The organism is Neopusillimonas aromaticivorans, from assembly GCF_030344915.1.
Taxonomy (GTDB): domain Bacteria; phylum Pseudomonadota; class Gammaproteobacteria; order Burkholderiales; family Burkholderiaceae_B; genus Neopusillimonas; species Neopusillimonas aromaticivorans.
This window is the reverse complement of the sequence record NZ_CP128233.1, coordinates 647,583-667,756: the sequence shown is the minus strand read 5'-3', so window position 1 is coordinate 667,756 and position 20,174 is coordinate 647,583. Positions and strand designations below refer to the sequence as shown.

Sequence of the window (20,174 nt, the reverse complement as noted above, 5' to 3'; positions counted from 1 at the left end):
GACCCAATCTGCCTGTGCTGGTACGGTTAGCGAGTGGGCATGTCAAAACCACGGCCACCCGCCGATCAAAAGCAATGATGCCGGTTATTTGCCTTTGATCTGTTTCAATGTAGCAGCAGAGACAGGCCCGTAGGGGTTACCGAAGTCATCCATGATTTCGAAGTGATTTGAAAACTCAGAGAAAATCAATTCAACAGGTTTGTTCGCCTTTTTCATGGCGTCTGCGAAGTCTTTGGTCTGGCGCTTGAATTCATCGGTTTCCAGGCCGCCATAGGCCAGTATGATGGGGGTGTTGATCTGGTTAAGGTGGCGTTGGGTGCTCATGGTGTTTTCAATGTCATCTGTAAACGGCACGTAGGATGAGCGGGCAGACTGACGAACCGGTTTCAGGTCATACATGCCAGAAATGAGTGTCGCGCCTTTGATGATGTCTTGCGGAACACCTAGTTTTGACCAATCGGTTGTCAGGATGACGCCACCCAGATGGGCGCCGGATGAGTGTCCGGAAATATAGATCTGTTTCGGGTCGATGCCCAGTTTTTCAGCATTTTTGTGGATATAAGCTAACGCCTTGCGCAGTTGCGCCACCATGCCGTCAAGGCCGATGTCTTGCACGTTGCCAAAGTCCAGTCCGATATAACTCACGCCATTGTCGAGGAACATTTCAGCGGGGAAGTGGTAGCTGCTGGCTTTTCCGGCGCGCCATGCACCGCCGTGGATGAAGACATGCAGCGGGGCTTTGTCGGCTTTGGCGCGAAACAGGTCAAAGGTTTCGACTTTGTCGTCGCCATAGGCGAAGGTTTCAGGCTTGCCCAGGCGTTGCCGTGTGAGTTCGCTGCGGGCGTCGTAACGTTTCAGTATTTGCCCAAGATTCGGAGCCCATGCCCCTGGTCGTAATTGCGATCAAGTTCGGCCTGTGTGTAGTTCAGAAAGACGATTTCGCCTTTTGGGGCTAATTCAGCGGTTTTGGGCTCAGCCGCGTTCACTGACGTAAGGGTACCGACGGAAAGTGCACAACTGAGTAAGGTGATGGCGAATCGTTTCATTTTGACTTCTCCAGTATCTTATTGATTAATCAACATTTCAGGCGTGCCGCCATGGCGGCCAGGTTCTGTTGTCAGGCAAAAGCCATTTATTTTTGACATGGAACGCAGGCCTGTACTATTGGGGTTGTTGTTGATTGACGAGCATCGCCTGTTGGCGGTACGGTCATAGCCCTGATCCACTTTAAGTTTGTCGTGACATAGTGTTGTCCCGATTCGTAATCTTTTTTAATACAATGCTCAGTCGTGAAATAAACGGCGTCTAAGAATTGCCTCATGATCAATGTCGAACAACTGGAACTGATTCTCGAGGCCTTGCCCGATCCTGCTTTTATCCTTTCTCGCACGGGTAAATACGTTGGGGTGTTCGGTGGTCGTGACACGCGTTATTACCACGATGGCACTGGTCTTATCGGCCTGTATATTTCCGATGTGATCAAGCCCGAGAAAGCGAACTGGTTTCTTGAACAAATTGCCACGGCACTCGAATCCCGAAAGCTGCTGGTTACAGAATACGAACTCAGCAATCGGGATGTAAAAGGTCTCGACGATGATGGCCCGAAAGATCCGATCTGGTTCGAAGGGCGGGTCCAGGCGCTGAGTTTTCGGGTAGACGATGAGGACGTCGTTCTCTGGGTCGCCAGTAATATCTTAGAGCGACATCTGCTTGAAAGCAGGCTCAGGGAATTAGGAGATACCGATCAGCTCACCGGTTTGTTCAATCGAAGAAAGCTCGAAAACGACCTGGTGCGTCTCCATGAGTCATCGGCACGGCATGCGGTGCCTACGTCGGTGTTCATCTTTGATCTGGACAATTTCAAGATAATCAACGATACCCAGGGGCATCATGCCGGGGACGAAATAATCCGGACGGTGGCCGACGTTTGCCGTTCAGCGTTCCGGCAAACGGATACGGTTTGTCGCTATGGTGGTGATGAGTTTGTGGTGGCCTTGCCCAACACCGGCCCTGAGCAGGCTGCTCAGTTTGCTGAGCGTTTGCACCATGCCCTCAGAAGGGCGCTAGGCCGGTTTTCAGCGGAAGGCGCGGTAGTTACAGCCAGCATTGGTGTAACCACCATGTTGCCAGCCGACCGATCTTACGAGGACGCACTTAAACGGGCAGATCGCGCGCTCTATGATGCCAAAAGCCAGGGCAAAGACAGGGTCGTTTTGGTCTGATGCCCAGCCCGCTGGCGTGTTGTGCCTAACCCAGGCAAGCCGGTGGTTTTCGGGTTGCAATCACGCGTCTGGTGCCTTCCACGCACAAAACTGGTTTCGCCCGGCTGTTTTCGCCGCATACAGGGCGGTATCGGCCTGCGACACCAGATGGGTTGCGTCATGATCTTGCCCGGGAGACAGTACCGCAACACCGAGGCTGATCGTGACGCGACCCAGTGGCGAATCGGCGTGCGGGCGGTCAAGTGCGACAATGGCGGCGTTCAGTTTTTCGGCGATCGTGCACGCGTCTTCAAGCGCTGTGCCGGGCAATATAACCGCAAACTCTTCACCCCCATAGCGGGCCACCAGGTCTGTCGGACGGTTAATCGTGGCCCTGAGTGCCTGGGCCACATCTTGCAAACACTCATCGCCTGCCTGGTGTCCGTAGTGGTCGTTGTATTTCTTGAAGAAATCGATGTCCAGCATGATCAGTGACAAGGGTGCCTTGCTGCGGCGCGCGCGGTCGCATTCATTTTGCAGGGTAGTGTCGAATTGGCGCCGGTTGGCGACCCCTGTCAGACCATCTGTGGTCGCCAGGGCCGCCAGCAGGGCATTGGCACTGGGTCAGTTCGGCGGTTCGGGCGTGTACCTGGCCTTCCAGTGACTGGTTGAGTGCTTCGAGTGCATGTTTTCGATCCAGCAGTTTTCCGGTCAGGCCATTAAGCGAGATCGCCAGCGAATCAAGTTCATAGATACCGCTGGGCGTGGCCGACAGGCGGGTGGTTTCGTCGCCTCCGTCGATACGTGCAGCGATTTTCTCAAGTTCTTGCAATGGCCGGCTGAAGCTGACGGCAACACGATCAGCCAGAATGATCAGCAGCAACGACAGGGCAATACCCAGCCAAAGCATGGTGTGTTGTAGCTGTGTGGCCGCACCCAAGGCGACATCAAGGGGTTGGCGCACCAGCACCGACCAGTTCAGGTCTTCGGCGCCGGGGCCGACGATATTCGCGCGCGCCGTCAGATATTTTTGTCCGGATTCAGACGTTACAACGCTGGGTGTTGCCGAGGAGTCCGGGGCGAGCGGAGCCACGGTGCTCTCTTCGCCAGTGAATGGGTGCAGGACACGGTTTTTCTGGTCTATCAGGAAAACCGTGATGCCATCCGCCAGATGTTCGGTGCGTATGCCTTCGTTGATGACGGCTGCAATCCATGTCCAGTGAGCATGTGTCGCAACGACGCCCAGGTAACGCCCTGTGGCGTCGTAGACCGGAGCCGCAAAGTCGATGAAGCGAAGCGGTTCACTGGCGTTATCGGGTTGAAGGTGTCGGGCCAGCAGCAGGGCCTCGTGGACATCACCGGTGAAGATTCGTTGTTTGCCGTGGATGAACCAGGGGCGCTTGCTCACGTCGACGCCTTCCAGCAAACCGCCCGAAGCGACGATGACACGCCCCGTGCTGTCGGCCAGGCCCATCCAGGCGTAAGGGCGGTAGCTGTCTTTGACGGCATTGATGATTGTACGAACAGCGGCTGAGTTCCATTCGCCGGAGACCAGATGGGGCAACGCGCTGACCAGTTCGATTTCGCGCCGCCGCTCGACCAGACTTTGCGAAAGTGTGTTGGCGATTGATCGTGCTATTTCGTGCAGACGTTCATCACTCAGTCGGGCAATGGCTTGAGTGGCCCGGTTTTCAATAATGACGCTGGAGACAATGCCCAGCACTAATGAAACGCCTCCGAACAGCACGATCAGGCGCCCGCGTAGCGTGCCGAGAATTCGTTCTGTCATGGATGTGGGGCGGTTGGTATGACTGGCATGCAAATTGGAAGTGCTGTTCATTGTGAGTATAGTCGGGGTTAATGCACGCTGATCGAGGGGATGATGGCGATCCGATATTCAAAAATTCTTTTTGTGGCCGCAATCGCGCTGTTTGCCTCGTTGGTCGCATTTGGCAACATAACCGACTATGGTAGCAATTTTGCGTTTGTGCAGCATGTGCTGCAGATGGATACCGTATTTCCCGACGCAACCATTGGCTATCGTGCCATAAAGTCGCCCTGGTTGCATCATGCGGCTTACATCCTGATCATCGGCCTTGAGGCTTTGACTGCGCTGTTGTGCGGGTGGGGTGCGTGGCGTTTACTGACCGTCGTTAAGGCCTCATCACGCGAGTTCAACCGGGCGAAAAGCGTGGCGGTGTGCGGGCTATCGCTTGGTTTTCTGGTCTGGCAGGCCGGCTTCATGTCCATTGGTGGTGAGTGGTTCGGCATGTGGATGTCGGCCACCTGGAACGGCGTGCCGTCAGCCTTTCGTTTTCTGGTCACGATCATGCTGGTTCTGATTTATCTGGTGCTTCCCGACACCGAACTCGAGTCGTCGTGATGATCAGGCATGGGCGGGCCGGACTCATGCAAACCGTCATGATTGCCGCTTGGTCAGTTCAATTTGCCGACGGTCGCGTTTGGTGGGGCGGCCTGTCCTGATGGTGTCGGCAGGCTCGGGGGCCAGGCGGCGCATTTCGGCAGCGGCTTGTCGGCGGGCCTGGCTTTCCGGCGTTTCCTCATACAGCAGTTGCGCTACCGGGGCAGGGCCCCTGACCGCGCTGACGGCGTTTACGGTGACTTCGATTGGCGGGTCACTTTTCCGGATGGCGATGCGGTCGCCGGGGCCGACTTCCCGTGCGGGTTTTGCCGGCATGTTGTTGACATTGACGCGGCCCTTGGTAATTTCTTCTGAGGCCAGGCTGCGGGTCTTGTAGAAACGGGCGGCCCAAAGCCACTTGTCCAGTCTGATTTTTTCCATGGTGTCGTGTCATGCATCGTTGGTGTTCAGTCCGGGATGATACCGTTTCAGCGCCTCATTTGCCGTGTGGCAAAATGGCGGCGCGCTGCGGCGCATGGCAAAAAGCAAAGAGGCTGATATGTTCTATTCGTTGCGACACCCTGGGGCGTTGGCAATTACGCTGGCTGCGGCCGGAATTTTGATGGTCACCATGGGGACGCGTCAATCGTTCGGGTTGTTCATCAGCCCCATGACGACCACGACGGGGATGAGCATTGCCACGATCAGTTTTGCACTGGCTATCGGGCAGTTTACCTGGGGTCTGGTTCAGCCGGTGGCCGGTGCAGTGGCCGATCGCTACGGGCCCCGGGTTGTACTGATTGCGGCGCTGCTGACCCTGGCGGCCGGGTGTGCGGTGACGCCATTCATGGGTACCGGGTTCGGGCTGATGGTGTCACTGGGTGTGCTGGCGTCAATCGGCTCGGGTGCGGGCAGTTTTTCGGTGTTGATCGGTGCGGCGGCCCAACGCTTGCCGCTCGAGTCTCGCGGTGCGGCGTCGGGTCTGATCAACGCCGGGGGTCTTTTGGCCAGTTTGTTGCGGCGCCGGTCTTTCAGAAACTTATTCAGTCCGTCGGGTGGATGGGGGCGATGTGGGCCATGGCCTTGACGGCAGTGATGGCCTTGCCATTGGTGGGCCGGCTGGTGGGTTCACGCTCCGGGGCGCAGCCGCCAGTAGCCGGCGAAAAGAAAATGCGTACTGCCGTGGCAGAGGCTGTACGTGACCGCAACTACATTTTGCTCAATCTGGGGTTCTTTACTTGCGGGTTCCATATTGCGTTTCTGGTCACGCATTTGCCGGGCGAGGTCGGGTTGTGTGGTTTGCCCCCGTCAGTGGCCAGCTGGTCGCTGGCCATCATCGGGTTGGCCAATATTTTTGGCAGTATTTACGCGGGTTCCTGTGTGGCGCGTTATCGCAGCAAATATGTGCTGGCCGCCATGTACGGCTCGCGTGCCGTACTGATCGCCTGGTATCTGATGATGCCGCGCGACCCCTGGGTTTTTACGTGTTTGCGGCCGGTATGGGGTTTACCTGGCTGGCCACAGTACCGCCCACAGCGGCTTTGGTCGGCAAGCTGTTTGGTATCCGTTACCTGGCCACATTGTTCGGCCTGACACTGCTGTCACACCAGACGGGTGGTTTTCTCGGCGCCTGGCTGGGTGGCGTGGCGATTACCGAATTCGGTGATTTCACCTGGATGTGGTACGCCGACATGGTGCTGGCGTTGCTGGCCGCGATAGTCAATTTGCCCATCAAGGAAGCACGGGTAAGGCAGCCGACCTGACCGTTGTTTTCGATGGGTTTGCGCCTGTTTGCTGTATGCCCGATTGAGCTGTTCTACGGTTGCAAGGTCGTGCGTCTTGTCTGGATAGGCGTTGTTTCTTTTTGACGAAAAGTTCCTTGGTTAGCCACAAAAACATATTTTTTCGTTTATTATATCGATAATCATTCTCATTCAGCTTTGTATTCAGGAGATATCGGTGTCGTCAAAGAAATATGTTCCCGGTCGTCTGGCCTCTGCCGCGTTGCTGGTGGCATCAGCCCAGGTCGCTTTTGCCCAGCAGGCCGATGGGGTCAAGCAGTTGGATACTGTCGTGGTGACGGCAGGCGGGTTCGAGCAAATGATCAAAGATGCTCCGGCGTCCATTTCCGTGATCACGCGTGAAGAGCTGGAAAAAAGCCATTCAATAACCTGGCGGATGCCGTGGCTGACGTGGAAGGGGTGTCTGTTGAGCGCGGCGGCAAGACCGGTGGCATGAACATCAGCATCCGGGGAATGGGTTCTGATTACACACTCATCCTGATTGATGGCAAGCGCGTCAATCGCAATAGTTCGGGGTCTCGCCCGAACGGTTTTGGCGATGTGGATACCAGTTTTATGCCGCCCCTGTCGGCGATTGAACGCATTGAGGTCGTGCGCGGCCCGATGTCTACCCTTTATGGTTCCGACGCCATGGGTGGGGTGATCAATATCATTACCCGCAAGGTAGCCAAAGAATGGGGCGGCAGCATTTCGGCCGATGGCACCCTGCAAATGAACGACACGTTCGGCAACAACTATGGCTCATCGTTTTACCTGAGCGGCCCGATCAAGGAAGATATTCTGGGTGTATCGATCTACGGTCGTTACAGCCGCCTGATGGAAGCCGATGAATCGTATCCGGCCAGTGCCGCCGAAGCCGTCAGCGGAGATTACACCGGCAATGTTTCCGGAGATGGCTATGCTGGTTCAAAAATCCACACCTTGGGCGTCAAATTTGCACTGACACCCAATGAAAATCACGACATCATTTTTGATGTCGAACAGGCACGCCAGCGTTATGACAACAGTGCCCAGCAACTGGGGACACTGAACAGCCAGGTTCCGGCGAGGAAGCCGGTGGTGGCTACGACCCAGAGCAGCGTTACGATAAAACCCGTTATGGGCTGACACATCTGGGGCGCTACGGCAGTCTCAGTTCGGACTCCAGTATTGTTTACGAAACCACGGAAACCATTGGGCGAACCAACCCGATGAGCAGCCCGCGTACGGCTATCGATGGTACGCCGCGTGATTTGACCTACGACAATCTGGTGCTCGACTCGAAGTGGAACTGGTCCCTGCTCGACGATACACACAATCTGACCTTTGGCGGGCAATGGCGTGAACAGAAGTTCACGGATGGTCTGGTAACTGCGCCGCTCGACTTGAAACAATGGCAATGGGCCCTGTTCCTTGAAGATGAATGGCGCATTGTGGACAATTTTGCGCTGACATTTGGTGCACGTTATGACCGTAACGAGCAATTTGGAGGCAACTGGAGCCCACGTGTTTACGGTGTGTGGAACCTGACCCCCAACTGGACCGTCAAAGGTGGTGTTGCGCGTGGCTACAAGACGCCTGACCTGAATCTGATGACCGATGGCATTATCGGTTTGCGCGGTCAGGGCACTATTCCGGTTGTCGGCAGCTCGAAACTGGTTCCCGAAAAAGCACCTCGTCCGAGCTTGGCGTTTACTTTGACGACCTTCAGGGGCGCAAGGCGAACGTGACGCTCTTCCACACTGCATTCAAAGACAAGCTGAATACGTATAACGTGCCCAATTGCCGTGCCAATAATGTCCCTGGTTGTCTGGATTTGGGTAATTGGCGGCGCAGGGGCGTTCCCGTTGAAACGTTTGTCGCTCAGGAAAATGTCGATGAAGCGACGATTCGCGGTATTGAACTCGGTGGGGCACTGCCCGTTATTGACGGTCTGGTGTTCAGTGGCAACTACACGTTTACCGATGCCAAACGCGAAAGTGGTGCTAGCGAGGGTCAACCGTTGAACAGCGATGCACGCCATCGTCTGAACATGCGTCTTGATTGGAAAATTAATACTCAGGCCTCTGCGTGGTTGCGTGCAGAGTACCGCGCCAAGCAGTATGCCCAGATCAATGCTCAAGGCAAACAAGAGTTCTACAACCCGTACTGGCTGTTCGGTGTCGGTGGTTCGTATCAGGTCAACAAGAGCATTGCCCTGAATGCGTCAATCGAAAACCTGTTCAACAAGAAGTTTGTAAATTACGGCAGCTACTCGACAACCGGAGCCCCTGGTTGGGGTAACGCCTACTACAAGATTCAGGAAGGTCGTCGTTTGTGGTTGTCGGCAACCATGACGTTCTGATTTCTGTCGTTTTCAGGTCAGGCTGCCGTCATCCTGGCAGTACTTTCGTCTGACAATGCAACGCCAATGCCCCGCAACGACAACAGCTGTGGGGCACTAGCGTTAGTGCGCATACGCAAACGTCATGGCATCTGCTACGCTGTTTTCCCGGTAACAACACTTGGCAATAAATCAAGAATGCTTGCAAAAGCACGTGGGCTGGCGGTATGGGTTGTCATGGCACTACTGTTTGCAGTGGTGTCCAGTGCTCACGCCCGCCCGTTGGTTATCCAGCTCAAGTGGCTGCACCAGTTTCAGTCGGCGGGGTTGTATGCGGCCCTTGAAAAGGGGTATTTCGCTGACGAGGGGCTTGATGTTGTCCTGCGTGAGCGCGATCCATCCAGGAATATGGTTACCGAGGTGCTCGACGGGGCGGCCGATTACGGTGTGGCCGATTCAATCCTGTTGATGCACTACGCTTCCGGAGCGCCGGTTGTCCTGGTCGCTGCTTTTTGCAGCACTCGGCGGGGGCGATCATGACCATGGGCAATTCGGGGTTGGTTGCTCCTGCCGATCTGGTGGGGCGCCGGGTCGCCTTTTACGATAACGACTCTGATGGCATCGACGTGCTGGCCATGCTGGCTTCGCAAAAGGTGCTTGATCAAGGGCTGGTCAGGGTGCCTTGGGCAGAACGCATGGAGCGCCTGGCCTCCGGCCAGATTGATGGCGTGGCCATTTACCTGACCAATGAGCCGTTTGTCATGGCCGAGCGCGGGCACAAGGTCAACCTGATTACGCCGCGCCATTTTGGCATTGATTTGTATGGCGATATGCTGTTTACCTCGCAAGTCGAGGCATTGGCGAACCCTCAGCGTGTCGAGGCAATGCGCCGTGCCGTAGTGCGGGGTTGGCATTACGCGCTTGACCACAAAGAAGAAATCGTCGATCTGATTCTGCAGAAGTACAACACCCAGAACAAGTCGCGCGACGCTTTGTTGAACGAAGCGCGCGCGCTTGAGGTTCTGATCGATCGCTACACGACCCCATTGGGCGAAATCAACCCGCAGCGTGTGAACTTCCTGTATGCCAGGTTGCGTGACCTGAAATTGGTACACGGGGCCGGAAGCCAGCCGTTGGCACTGGTTTTCCAGTCTCAGCCGCGTACCGCCACACTGGATCTTACCGCTCAAGAACTGCAGTTCCTTGCCGATATCAAAACCGTTCGTTATGCCATTGACGAGGCTGGCTGGCCACCGTTCGAGTTTTTGGGGTCCGATGGCCGTGCCCGGGGATTGCCTCTGATTACCTCGCTCTTATTGCCCAGCGGCTGGGTATTACGTTCGAGCGGGTCAGCATTACTGACTGGCAGGCCGCCCTTGACGCGGTGCAGGCCCGCGCCGTTGATCTGTTGCCGTCAGCGGCAGAAACCCCCGATCGCAAACGATACATGGGGTTTACCAACCATTATGTCACCTCGCCGATGGTTATCGTGTCGCGCGGCGACGTTGATTTCATTCCCAGCCTTGCCCAGTTGGTAGGCTTGCGTGTCGGGGTGGTCAAAGGCTATGCCTCCGATGAGCTCTTAACGCGGTTTCACCCTGATGTCGCTCTGGTTCGGTATGGCAGTACGCTGGATGGTCTGCGTCATCTGGCGGCCGGTGAAATTGACGTATTTGTCGATAATTTGGCCGCCTCCATTCACATCATCAAAACCCATGGCTTGGCCAATCTTAAAATTTCCGGTCAAACACCCTATGATTTTGACCTGACCATGGGGGTGCGTAATGATTGGCCCCTGCTGATCAGTGCAGTCAACAAGGTGCTGGCCAGTATGACGGTACAAGAGCACAACGCCATTTATGACACGTGGGTTGACCTGCCGGTTGCCTCACCATTTCCCTGGATGCGTGTCTTGCCCTGGCTGACGGCACTGGTCCTGACGGTAAGTGTGTTACTGGTGTATTCAGTGCGCATGAAGGTCATGAACCGGCGGATCCAGCACACCAACGACAGCCTGCGTCAAGCGCAGCAGGCCTTGCGTGACAAGAATGCCCAGTTGCTTGAAGCGTCAATACGCGACAAACTTACCGGTACGTTCAATCGACATCATCTGGATGCCATTCTGGGTAAAGAATTCGAGCGCTACCAGCGCTATCACTGCCCGTTTTCCATCGTTATGTTTGACCTGGATCACTTCAAGCGGGCCAATGATCAGTTTGGTCATCAAGCCGGCGACGAGGTCTTGCGTCAGTTCTGCACCATCGTGCTTCAAACCATCCGTCACAGTGACACTTTTGGGCGCTGGGGGGTGAAGAGTTTTTGTTGATCTGCCCGGAAACCAGTGCGCAACAGGCGCTGGTGGTGGCTGACAAGGTCAGGCAGGCGGTTGAAACCGCCACCCTTTACCCAGGCCTGAGGCAAACCGTTAGTGGCGGCGTCAAGGAGTCAACCGGATGCCGCTCGCTGGATGAACAGATTTCGGCGGCCGATAACAAACTCTACGCGGCCAAGCAGGCCGGACGAAACCGCATCATGGTGTAGCGGGGCCTGCGTGGCGGGCCCCGCTGTTTTAACGCCAATACCCTATCGGGTTACGCCTGTCGTCGCCAGGTTGGGGTTGGCCGGTGCCAGGTCGGGCCGTTCGGCTTCGTTGCCAAACACATGCAGTGTCTGTGTCGGGAAGGCAATTTCTGCACCGTTGGCGGCAATGATATCGCAGATTTTCAGCATGACATCTTGCTTGATCTCATGAAACAGAACCCATTGTGTGGTTTTTGTGAAGGTGTAGATCATGATGTTCAGTGACGACGTGCCAAACCCGTTGAAGTTGACGATCAGTGTCTGGTCGTTGTCGATGTCGGGGTGGCCGTGCAGCATGGCCTTGATATCGGTCACGATCTTTGCCGCAACCGAAATGTCGTTGTACCGTATACCCACCGTTTCCGAAATTCGGCGGTTTGTCATGCGCGAGGGGTTCTCAACCGAAATCGACGTGAAAACAGCGTTCGGCACATAAAGGGGGCGCTTGTCGAAAGTACGGATGCGGGTCAGTCGCCAGCCGATCTCTTCAACGGTACCTTCAATGTTGCGGTCATTGGAACGAATCCAGTCGCCCACAGCAAACGGGCGGTCCATGTAGATCATCAGGCCCCCAAAGAAGTTGGCCAGCAGGTCTTTGGCGGCAAAGCTGACGGCCAGACCGCCAATGCCCCCGAAAGCCAGAAGCCCCGAAATGGAAAAGCCAAGGCTTTGCATGCCTACCAGAACGGCGGTGATCAGAACGGAGACGCGCAGCAGTTTACCGATGGCGTCTACCGTCGTGACGTCTACGGGCTCATTGCCGGCCCTGCGTTTGGCGATGAGACCGTTTTGTACGTTGCCAATGAAACGAATGACAAACCAGGTCAGACACCCGATCACGCCAATAATGCGGACGGGTTCAATGATGTCCAGGAGGGTGACATCGGTTTCAACCTGAAGTATTTCTACCGCGAACGACAGACCGATAATCCACGCCAGTATTGTTGCTGGTTTACGAATCGCACTGATCAGCGCGTTGTCCCAGTAGCTGGCGGTATGATGGGTTTTTTCTTCAAGTTTCGCCAATGAGCGGCGCAAGAAAAATTGAAAACGACGACGGTCAGAACGACAAGAAAGACTTGAATGGTCAGCCCGATGATCGGGTCGCCGCCGGTATAGCTGTTGATGCTGTCGACAAGGTCTGAAAAGATTGCTTCTTCCATCTAGTGGTTTCCCTAGCTGTTAAAACGGCCCATTGTAACGAGCCAGGAAAGCTTGGCTAACCGGTGCCAGGTTGGCGCCTGGGTGGCAGGCGTCAGCCCGCCGGGCGGGGTTTGACTTTCGAGGCCGCCTCACGGGCACGCTGGCGCGCGGTGTCGACATGGGTATCAAAGGCCAGGGCAACCCCCATGCGCCGCTTCTGGAAGCTTTCAGGTTTGCCAAACAGACGGATATCGGTCTGGGGTACGCGCAGGGCGTCATCAATGTGGTCAAAGACAACCCCGGTAGCATCAACACCACCGTAGATAACGGCGCTGGCCCCGGATTGCGCAGCCGGGTATCAACCGGCAGACCAAGAATGGCGCGTGCGTGCAGTTCGAATTCGTTTTGCCATTGGGTGGTCATGGTGACCATGCCGGTATCGTGCGGGCGCGGGCTGACTTCGCTGAACCAGACCTGCTCACCCTTGACAAACAGCTCGACACCGAACAGCCCTTGCCCACCCAGGTTTCGTGTAATGGCATCACCAATCGCGTGGGCCTTTGCCAGGGCGTCGGGATGCATGGGGTGAGGTTGCCAGCTTTCGATGTAGTCGCCACTTTGCTGTAAATGGCCGATAGGCTCGCAGAAGTGGGTTTGTGTTGCCCCTTGGGCATCCAGGGCTCGCACTGTCAGCAACGTGATTTCATAGTCGAAATCAATAAAGCCTTCAACAATGACGCGACCATGGCTGACGCGGCCACCTGCCATGGCGTGATCCCAGGCAGCGGCGACATCCTGAGGGCCGTCGATTTTGCTTTGCCCTTTGCCTGAACTACTCATGACCGGTTTTACAACGCAAGGGTAGCCAATGCCGTTGTCGATGGCTTCTTGCAGCTCACGCAGTGAGTCGCAGAATTTGTAGGGGCTGGTGGGCAGCCCCAGGGTTTCTGCCGCAAGACGGCGGATACCTTCCCTGTCCATTGTCAGACGTGCAGCGCGTGCGGTCGGTATGACACGCACCTTGCCTTCGGCTTCAAGCAGTTCAAGGGCGGGCGTGGCAATGGCCTCGATTTCCGGCACGACCAGGTCAGGTTGCTCGGACTCGATCAGGGCGCGTAACTGCTCCGGGTCAGTCATGACCAGGGTGCGGGCATGATGTGCCACTTGTTGACCCGGGGCGTCGGGATAGCGGTCTGCCGCGATGGTTTCGACGCCCAGACGCTGCAGGGCAATGATCACCTCTTTGCCAAGCTCGCCCGACCCGAGCAGCAAAACTTTGGTGGCCGATGGGGAAAGGGGGTGCCGAGCGTTGTCATGGTCGATCCTGTGATCTGTAAAAAATCTGATTTTAGCCCTGAAGAGGAGGTGACCGGTGGGCTCCTTGTTGCAGCCTATGAGCCGCTTCTCGATGCGGATGAAGCCATCAGTATTGACGTCTTTATAAGATATATATAATATTCATCTTTGATTGTGGCTTGAGCACTGATGGCAAGGCTGCAATTCATACACCAACGCCGTGTAACCGTATTTCAACTGAAGGCTGTACACAAAATCAGCCACTGGAGTGAGCCACTATGTTGTCGCAACAAGCCCGTCCTTACATTGATGCCAGTGTTCCCGTTCTGCGCGAGCATGGGGTAACCATTACCCGCACGTTTTATAAAAACATGTTCGATGAACACCCCGAGCTGACCAATATCTTCAATATGGGGAATCAGGCCAGTGGTGCGCAGCAGCAGTCATTGGCGTCAGCCGTGTTTGCGTACGCCGCCAACATTGATAACGCGGGGGCGCTGGGGCCTGTCGTCAGCCGGATCGTGCACAAGCATGCCTCGGTAGGCATTACGGCACAGCATTACCCGATTGTGGGTCGTCATCTGCTGGGGGCAATTCAGCAGACCCTGGGCGATGCGGCAACGCCAGACCTGCTGTCGGCCTGGGAAGAAGCGTATGGGCTGTTGGCTAACGCCTTGATCGATGCCGAGCGCCAGCTGTATGACCAGGCGGGGATACAGCCGGGCCAGTTGCGCGACATGCAGGTTGAAAGCGTGGTTGATCAAAGCGCCAATGTGCGCTCTTTCATTCTGAAGCCGGCTGATGGCCAACCCTTGGCCAGTTTCAAGCCGGGTCAGTACATCAGCGTCGAGGTCAACCTGCCCGATGGCAAGCGGCAGTTGCGTCAGTACAGTTTGTCCGATCGTCCTGGCCTTCCGTACTACCGCATCTCGGTCAAACGTGAAACTGCCGGTGCAGAAACTCCGGCGGGTAGGGTGTCGAACTGGTTGCACGACAACCTTGCAGCGGGAAAAACGTTGCGTATCAGTCCGCCATTCGGTGACTTCAACCCGGATACCGAATCAGCCGGGCCAGTGGTTTTGTTGTCAGCCGGTGTGGGTATTACGCCCATGATTTCCGCGCTCAACCAGATTGCCAGCGTACAGCCACAGCGTCGCGTCATTTTTGCACATGCAGCACGCGACAGTGCGCACCACGCGCATCAGCTGGATGTCCGTCAGGCTCAAGCGGCCATGCCTAATCTAAGCGTCGTCAATTTTTACGAAGACCTTGATGCCGCGCATGCGGCCTTGCCGGGCTATCAGGCGGGTCGTATGACGGTGGGTCAGTTGCCCGTCTGGGATCATGCGCAGGCTCCCGTGTACATGTGTGGACCGTTGCCGTTCATGCAACAGCAATGGCGTGATCTGCTTGCACTTGGGGTTCCTGTTGAAAAAATCCATCGTGAGGTCTTTGGCCCCGATATGCTCGACCACCTGATCTGACCCGCTGATTGACGCTGCGACCTGGTGCCGCAGGGCAGTGCAGATGATGCTGTGGCCTATACTCGACGGGGTATAGGCCTTTTTTCGGGTACACCATGTCGTTCCAGCCTTTTGTGCCGATTTCTTCTGCATCGCAAATTCCCCTTCTGCCAGAGCTCTCGTCAGAACAGTCTCTTGGTTCGCAAGCATGGTTGCTGAAAGGGTATGCCTTGCCCCATGCTGGTGCAATTTTCGAGGCGGTTGCTGACGCACTGGAAGGCTCTCCGTTACGCAAAATGTCAACGGCACGCGGGTGGATGTCGGTTGCCCAAAGTAATTGCGGTGCCTATGGCTGGGTTTCTGACCGCACCGGATATCGCTACGCGACGTCCGACCCCTTGACGGGAACACCTTGGCCGGCCATGCCGCCCGTGTTGTATCAGCTGGCCGTCAATGCGGCGCAACATGTCGGGTTTGGCGCGTTTGATCCGCAAGCGTGCCTGATCAATTATTACGAGCCGGGTAGCCGTATGGGTTTGCATCAGGATCGGGATGAAGCCGATTTGAAAGCCCCCATTGTGTCCGTTTCATTGGGTTTGCCCGCAGTGTTCCAGTTTGGCGGTTTGTGCCGTACCGATCCGGTGCAGAAAGTCGGTCTTGAGCATGGTGATGTGCTGGTGTGGGGTGGGGTTGACCGACTCCGGTTTCATGGCGTCATGACGGTCAAGTCCGCGTCAAGCCCGTTGGCGCACGCGCACCGGTTGAATCTGACCTTTCGCAGGGTGACGTGATTCTGAAAGTGGCACGTTAATTGCTTTGGTGGTGTTGATGCTGTTTTTGTTGTCAAACACTACAAGGAGCAATTCATGTCGTCCCCATTTTTTAATAAAGCGTTGTGCGGTGCACTGCTGGCTACCGTGGTTGCCACACCGGCCATGGCGCAAACAACACAAACGGATACGACCGCATCTGATTTTTCGTTCAGTGCGAATATGACGCTGGCCAGTCAGTACCGTTATCGGGGCCTGATGCAAACCAATAACAAGCCGGCGATTCAGGGTGGATTTGATTTGACGCATTCCAGCGGTTTTTATATTGGTAACTGGAACTCGAGTATCAGTTGGCTGGGTGACGCAGACGACAATGTTTCGGCACCCGTTGAAATGGATTTTTATGCCGGGTATACCGGCCCGTTGTGGGGTGATGTCACGTTCGATGTCGGTGTGCTGCAATACTACTATCCGGGCAATTACCTGGGCGGGTTTGTCAGCCCCAATACTACCGAGCTCTATCTGGGGCTGGGTTACGGACCCGTCAGTTTCAAGTATTCACATGCCGTGACCAACCTGTTTGGTTGGGCCGACAGCAAAAACAGTCAGTACTATGATCTTTCGGCCAGTGTGCCCACAGGTGTCTGGGGCCTCAATCTGGATGCGCATGTTGGCTATCAGCGTGTCAAAAACGTGAAAGATGGCAGCTACACAGACTGGTCGCTGGGGGTCAGTAAAACCTGGGGTAACTTCACGGCGTCGTTGATGTACATTGATACGAACGCCGACAAGGCGGTGTATACCAGTACAGCAACGGGTCGCTATCAGGGCAAGGCCGCCGCGTTGTTATCGCTGACGGCGGCCTTTTGATCATCGGGTCAGATGATTGAATCGGGGCAGTTTGACCTGGGCGTGTCTTGCGAGCGCGCCTGGGTGACGACGCATCCGGCCGGCACGTTCTGGGTCAGCCAGACGTTGCCGCCAATGACGCAGCCCTTGCCCAAGGTAACCCGGCCCAGTATGGTGGCCCCTGCGTAAATGACAACATCGTCTTCGACGACCGGATGTCGAGGTAAACCCTTTTGCAAAGAGCCATCTTCATCAGTGGGAAAACTTTTGGCACCCAGCGTAACCGCCTGGTAAATACGTACCCGTTCACCAATGATGGTGGTTTCACCAATGACAACACCGGTGCCGTGATCGATAAAGAAGCTCTTGCCAATACTCGCCCCGGGGTGAATATCAATGCCTGTTTCAGCGTGCGCCATTTCAGCAATGATTCGTGCCAGCAGCGGAAGCTTGTTCAGATAAAGTTCGTGAGCAATGCGGTGGTTGATCATGGCTTGCACACCGGGATAGCACAGCAGCACTTCGTCGACTGACTGCGCTGCCGGATCGCCCTGATAGGCGGCCAGCACATCGCTGTCGAGCATGGTACGAATGTAGGGCAGACGCTCGGCCAGGTTTGAAACCGCTGCAAATGCGCGGGCCTCGATCTCGGTGCCATCCAGCGGGTTGTGCCGGTGCTGGTGACGCACTTCAAGCCGGGCTTGCTCCAGCAATGTGTGCAGGGCGCTGTCAATGGTATGCCCGACATAATGGTTTTCACTTTCGTGACGCAAGTCGGTCGGGCCCAGCCGCATCGGAAACAGTGCGCACTTCAGGGCGTCCATGACCCTGGCCAAAGCCTCACGCGAGGGAAGTTCCCTGCCGCCGGGTTCGCGTGAGCGGCCTTGAGACGTACGCCATGCGGTACGGATATCACTAAGAGACTGAACAATCGAGTCGATATTGAAGGACGCCATTTCGGATAACTACGCTCGCAAATAACAGACCGGAATCTTAACACTGGCCCGCAAGGCGGGGGTAATCGTGCGCCAGCGTGCCTTGATGTGGCGCCACGCCTTTTCATGCAACGGCAACAAGGCAACGTTACAGACGGGTTCAACCAGGGCGGCAAGGCCTCCGGTCATTGCAGACCCCGTCATGGCATACGTCACGCCAAAAGCGACACCCGTGTGCAACATGACCTGGCTGGCTTTTTCGAGAACAATCATGGCTTGGCTCCTGATGACTAGTTGGTTAAATGATAATTAATATCAATTAAAGAGGCCAGTTGATTGTTTTTATCAATGTAATAACGGCGGGCTATCAGGTCAGGGGGGCCGTATTGAGTCATGATGGCTGACCGGGCTGGCGTGTATACACACCAGTCCGGTCGCTGAGCGCCGAAGACAGGCGTTTAAAAGACAGGGGCTTAAAACTCTTCCCAGTCGTCTTCTTTTGCCGTGTTACGTGCGGGTTTGGCTGAGTGGCTCAGGTCGGGGCGAAGCAGCTTCTCGTCAGTGTGGCTGCGTGAAGGTGTGTCACCTGGATTTGATGCCGGTGACCCGCTGCGGCCTGTGGCCGTTTCTTTTGGCGACGTTGTTCGCTTCGGAGGCGACGTGCGGGTGGACTTGGGTGTTGCGTTTCCAGAGGGTTTGCTGCCGGCATCGTTGCTTGCGATGGCATTTGCCGCTGTATCGGGCTGGGCCTTGCGCGCTGCCGGTGTAGACCGCGTTGCCTTGGTGCCGCCGGATGGCAGCTGAGCCGGGGTCGATAAGGGCAGCGCAGCAGAGGGCTGGGCACTCTGGGCCGCGGAACCGTGCCCTTTGATTTCACGTGCGGCGACGTCAATATAACCTTGGCCGACATCGAAGACGCTGACGATATCCACCAGGTGGCCAGCCTGCTGCCGCAGACTGTCAGCCGCTGACGCGGATTGCTGGACGAGCGAAGCGTTTTGCTGTGTAACATCACTCAGCTGCAGCACCGCTTCATTGACCTGGTTGATGCCCTGCGTTTGCTCGTGGGTTGCGGCACTGATTTCATTGATCAGGTCTGTAACCTGTTTTACATGGGTCACGATGCCATTCATGGCTGTCCCGGCCTCATCCACCAGCGCCGTGCCCGCGTCAACTTTTTGTACGCTGGAATCGATGAGGTTCTTGATATCTTTTGCTGCAGAGGCACTTTTTGTGCCAAACCCCGTACTTCACTGGCCACTACTGCAAACCCCCGTCCTTGTTCGCCTGCCCGGGCGGCTTCTACGGCGGCGTTCAGCGCCAGAATGTTGGTCTGGAAGGCGATGCTGTCAATAACCGAGATGATGTCAACAATCTTGCGTGATGACGCGTTGATTTCCTGCATGGTGTTGACGACGTTGTTGACGACTTCACCGCCCTGTACGGCTGCCGCGCTGGCAGTGGATGCCATGTGGGCGGCCTGGCGGGCGACATCGGCATTACTTTTAACGGTGCCGGCAAGTTCTTCCATGGCGGCTGCCGTTTGGGTCAGGTTGGCCGATTGCTGTTCGGTGCGTTGTGAAAGGTCAGTATTACCTGCGGCAATTTGACCCGATCCGGCAGCGATGTGCTCACTGCTGTTGCGCACCTGCATGACGACGTTGCCCAGCGCATCTTGCATTTGTGCCATGGCATGCATGATGCTGTCTTTGGGGGTGTGGCGCGACATGATGGTGTTGTTGAGCTTGCCTTTGGCAATGGCGCCGGCAATCTGGGCCACCTGGTCAGGCTCAGCACCGAGTTGGCGCGTGAAGCCCCGTGTAATCAGCAAGCCCAGCCCGATCGCCATCAAGACGCCCAAACCGGTAAGTCCACCCATGACGACCAGGGCGTTGTGATAAATGCCACGTATTTCTTCGGTTGCCTTCAGGGCCTGGTCTTGCTGGTCATAGAGAATTCGTTTGATCAGGCCTTCCGCTTCGTCGGCCAGCGGGCGCATTTCCTTGAAAATGCGCTCGGTGGTATCGAGGCGTCCGAGGGTTTCAGCGGGCTGTTCACGGACAATGTCCTTGGCGGATTTTTCGAAGGCATTGACGGCGCTGCGTGCTTGTTGAACCGAGCGCTTGTTGTCATCTGTCATGACCGTTCGTTCCAGGTCATCCAGTGCCATTTTGGCTGAAACGAAATGGTTGTCGATTGAAAAGTATTCGGAACGATAGTCGTCTTCCGTGGCCGTGAGCAGGGTCTGGCTAAGGGCACGGCCCGCCGACACCAGTTGGCGATCCGCCTCTGCTGCATGGCGAACGCTGACGAATTTGTTTTCATAGAGCTGGTCCGTCATGCTGCTGATGCGCTGCATGGATTGCATGCCCATAAAACCGATAATGGCTGCAATAGCGGCGACGATCAGGAATCCACCGATCAGTTTTGTTCTGACTTTCAGGTTTTTTGGCCTGCTCATGCTGTCTCCG

The 20,174-nt window shown here is 56.0% G+C and carries 19 protein-coding genes and 5 pseudogenes; 14 read left to right on the top strand and 10 right to left on the bottom strand.

Annotated features, from left to right (window positions below; translation table 11 throughout):
• Nucleotides 1–84: 84 nt before the first annotated feature.
• Both N7E01_RS03515 and N7E01_RS03510 read right to left on the bottom strand, forming a co-directional pair.
• Nucleotides 85–762 (bottom strand): alpha/beta hydrolase, encoded by a 678-nt coding sequence (locus N7E01_RS03515; RefSeq protein WP_434089574.1) that lies wholly within the window; start codon nucleotides 760–762, stop codon nucleotides 85–87.
• Between the two features lie 92 nt (nucleotides 763–854).
• A complete protein-coding gene (locus N7E01_RS03510) occupies nucleotides 855–1,046 on the bottom strand; it encodes a hypothetical protein (RefSeq protein ID WP_289174641.1) in 192 nt (63 codons plus the stop codon).
• Between the two features lie 273 nt (nucleotides 1,047–1,319).
• On the opposite strand from N7E01_RS03510, the gene N7E01_RS03505 reads away from it, so the two are divergent.
• A complete protein-coding gene (locus N7E01_RS03505; RefSeq protein ID WP_289174640.1) occupies nucleotides 1,320–2,222 on the top strand; it encodes a GGDEF domain-containing protein in 903 nt (300 codons plus the stop codon).
• Nucleotides 2,223–2,282: 60 nt separating this feature from the next.
• Here N7E01_RS03505 and N7E01_RS03500 read toward each other — a convergent pair whose 3' ends face one another.
• Together N7E01_RS03500 and N7E01_RS03495 are read right to left on the bottom strand one after the other, a co-directional pair.
• On the bottom strand, nucleotides 2,283–2,780 hold the full coding sequence (locus tag N7E01_RS03500) for a GGDEF domain-containing protein (protein WP_289175723.1): 498 nt from the start codon (nucleotides 2,778–2,780) through the stop codon (nucleotides 2,283–2,285).
• Nucleotides 2,731–3,990: a HAMP domain-containing protein gene (locus tag N7E01_RS03495; RefSeq protein WP_289174639.1), complete on the bottom strand. Its 1,260-nt coding sequence runs from the start codon at nucleotides 3,988–3,990 to the stop codon at nucleotides 2,731–2,733. The genes N7E01_RS03500 and N7E01_RS03495 overlap by 50 nt, the downstream gene beginning before the upstream one ends.
• Nucleotides 3,991–4,083: 93 nt before the next feature.
• Between N7E01_RS03495 and N7E01_RS03490 the strand changes: the two genes are divergently transcribed.
• The gene (locus N7E01_RS03490) at nucleotides 4,084–4,584 is read left to right on the top strand and encodes a DUF2165 family protein (RefSeq protein WP_289175722.1); all 501 of its coding nucleotides are present in this window, start codon (nucleotides 4,084–4,086) and stop codon (nucleotides 4,582–4,584) included.
• A gap of 36 nt (nucleotides 4,585–4,620) precedes the next feature.
• On the opposite strand, the gene N7E01_RS03485 is transcribed toward N7E01_RS03490, so the two are convergent.
• Entirely contained in the window at nucleotides 4,621–5,004 is a 384-nt protein-coding gene (locus N7E01_RS03485; protein ID WP_289174638.1) for an RNA-binding S4 domain-containing protein, read from the bottom strand.
• A 118-nt stretch (nucleotides 5,005–5,122) separates the two neighbouring features.
• Between N7E01_RS03485 and N7E01_RS18345 the strand changes: the two genes are divergently transcribed.
• The 8 genes and pseudogenes from N7E01_RS18345 to N7E01_RS03445 all read left to right on the top strand — a co-directional run bounded on the left by N7E01_RS18345 (nucleotide 5,123) and on the right by N7E01_RS03445 (nucleotide 11,208).
• Entirely contained in the window at nucleotides 5,123–5,650 is a 528-nt protein-coding gene (locus tag N7E01_RS18345) for an MFS transporter (protein ID WP_350494926.1), read from the top strand.
• Nucleotides 5,641–6,156: an MFS transporter gene (locus N7E01_RS18340; protein WP_350494925.1), complete on the top strand. Its 516-nt coding sequence runs from the start codon at nucleotides 5,641–5,643 to the stop codon at nucleotides 6,154–6,156. Before N7E01_RS18345 ends, N7E01_RS18340 begins: the two co-directional genes overlap by 10 nt.
• Nucleotides 6,144–6,326, top strand: coding sequence for a hypothetical protein (locus tag N7E01_RS18335; RefSeq protein WP_350494924.1), 183 nt, complete (start codon nucleotides 6,144–6,146; stop codon nucleotides 6,324–6,326). The genes N7E01_RS18340 and N7E01_RS18335 overlap by 13 nt, the downstream gene beginning before the upstream one ends.
• A 196-nt stretch (nucleotides 6,327–6,522) precedes the next feature.
• Nucleotides 6,523–6,801: a hypothetical protein gene (locus tag N7E01_RS03475; protein ID WP_289174637.1), complete on the top strand. Its 279-nt coding sequence runs from the start codon at nucleotides 6,523–6,525 to the stop codon at nucleotides 6,799–6,801.
• A complete protein-coding gene (locus N7E01_RS03470) occupies nucleotides 6,747–7,472 on the top strand; it encodes a TonB-dependent receptor plug domain-containing protein (protein WP_289174636.1) in 726 nt (241 codons plus the stop codon). Before N7E01_RS03475 ends, N7E01_RS03470 begins: the two co-directional genes overlap by 55 nt.
• Nucleotides 7,469–8,688: pseudogene (locus N7E01_RS18330) on the top strand (TonB-dependent receptor domain-containing protein). The gene N7E01_RS03470 and the pseudogene N7E01_RS18330 overlap by 4 nt, the downstream one beginning before the upstream one ends.
• 66 nt (nucleotides 8,689–8,754) lie before the next feature.
• Nucleotides 8,755–9,545, top strand: a pseudogene (locus N7E01_RS18325) (ABC transporter substrate-binding protein); the annotation flags it as partial.
• Nucleotides 9,546–9,913: 368 nt separating this feature from the next.
• Nucleotides 9,914–11,208, top strand: a pseudogene (locus tag N7E01_RS03445) (diguanylate cyclase).
• Between the two features lie 42 nt (nucleotides 11,209–11,250).
• Here the strand turns inward: N7E01_RS03445 and N7E01_RS03435 are convergent.
• Together N7E01_RS03435 and purT are read right to left on the bottom strand one after the other, a co-directional pair.
• Entirely contained in the window at nucleotides 11,251–12,273 is a 1,023-nt protein-coding gene (locus N7E01_RS03435; RefSeq protein ID WP_289174632.1) for a mechanosensitive ion channel family protein, read from the bottom strand.
• 229 nt (nucleotides 12,274–12,502) lie between these two features.
• Nucleotides 12,503–13,706, bottom strand: a pseudogene (gene purT, locus N7E01_RS03430) (formate-dependent phosphoribosylglycinamide formyltransferase).
• Here purT and N7E01_RS03425 point away from each other — a divergent pair.
• The 4 genes from N7E01_RS03425 (at nucleotide 13,705) to N7E01_RS03410 (ending at nucleotide 16,789) form a co-directional block, all read left to right on the top strand.
• Nucleotides 13,705–13,845, top strand: a complete 141-nt coding sequence (locus N7E01_RS03425; protein WP_289174631.1) for a hypothetical protein — start codon at nucleotides 13,705–13,707, stop codon at nucleotides 13,843–13,845. The pseudogene purT and the gene N7E01_RS03425 sit on opposite strands and share 2 nt — an antisense overlap.
• A gap of 119 nt (nucleotides 13,846–13,964) precedes the next feature.
• Nucleotides 13,965–15,170 (top strand): NO-inducible flavohemoprotein, encoded by a 1,206-nt coding sequence (gene hmpA, locus N7E01_RS03420; protein ID WP_289174630.1) that lies wholly within the window; start codon nucleotides 13,965–13,967, stop codon nucleotides 15,168–15,170.
• A 95-nt stretch (nucleotides 15,171–15,265) separates the two neighbouring features.
• Nucleotides 15,266–15,940 carry a DNA oxidative demethylase AlkB gene (gene alkB / locus N7E01_RS03415; RefSeq protein ID WP_289174629.1) on the top strand — a complete coding sequence of 225 codons (675 nt, stop codon included), beginning with the start codon at nucleotides 15,266–15,268 and terminating at the stop codon, nucleotides 15,938–15,940.
• Between the two features lie 75 nt (nucleotides 15,941–16,015).
• Entirely contained in the window at nucleotides 16,016–16,789 is a 774-nt protein-coding gene (locus N7E01_RS03410; protein WP_289174628.1) for a TorF family putative porin, read from the top strand.
• Between the two features lie 8 nt (nucleotides 16,790–16,797).
• Here N7E01_RS03410 and epsC read toward each other — a convergent pair whose 3' ends face one another.
• From epsC to N7E01_RS03395, 3 genes and pseudogenes are all read right to left on the bottom strand, one after another.
• Nucleotides 16,798–17,724 (bottom strand): serine O-acetyltransferase EpsC, encoded by a 927-nt coding sequence (gene epsC / locus N7E01_RS03405; protein ID WP_289174627.1) that lies wholly within the window; start codon nucleotides 17,722–17,724, stop codon nucleotides 16,798–16,800.
• A gap of 9 nt (nucleotides 17,725–17,733) precedes the next feature.
• On the bottom strand, nucleotides 17,734–17,976 hold the full coding sequence (locus tag N7E01_RS03400) for a DUF2061 domain-containing protein (protein ID WP_289174626.1): 243 nt from the start codon (nucleotides 17,974–17,976) through the stop codon (nucleotides 17,734–17,736).
• Nucleotides 17,977–18,176: 200 nt separating this feature from the next.
• Nucleotides 18,177–20,164 (bottom strand): annotated as a pseudogene (locus tag N7E01_RS03395) (methyl-accepting chemotaxis protein).
• Nucleotides 20,165–20,174: the final 10 nt, after the last annotated feature.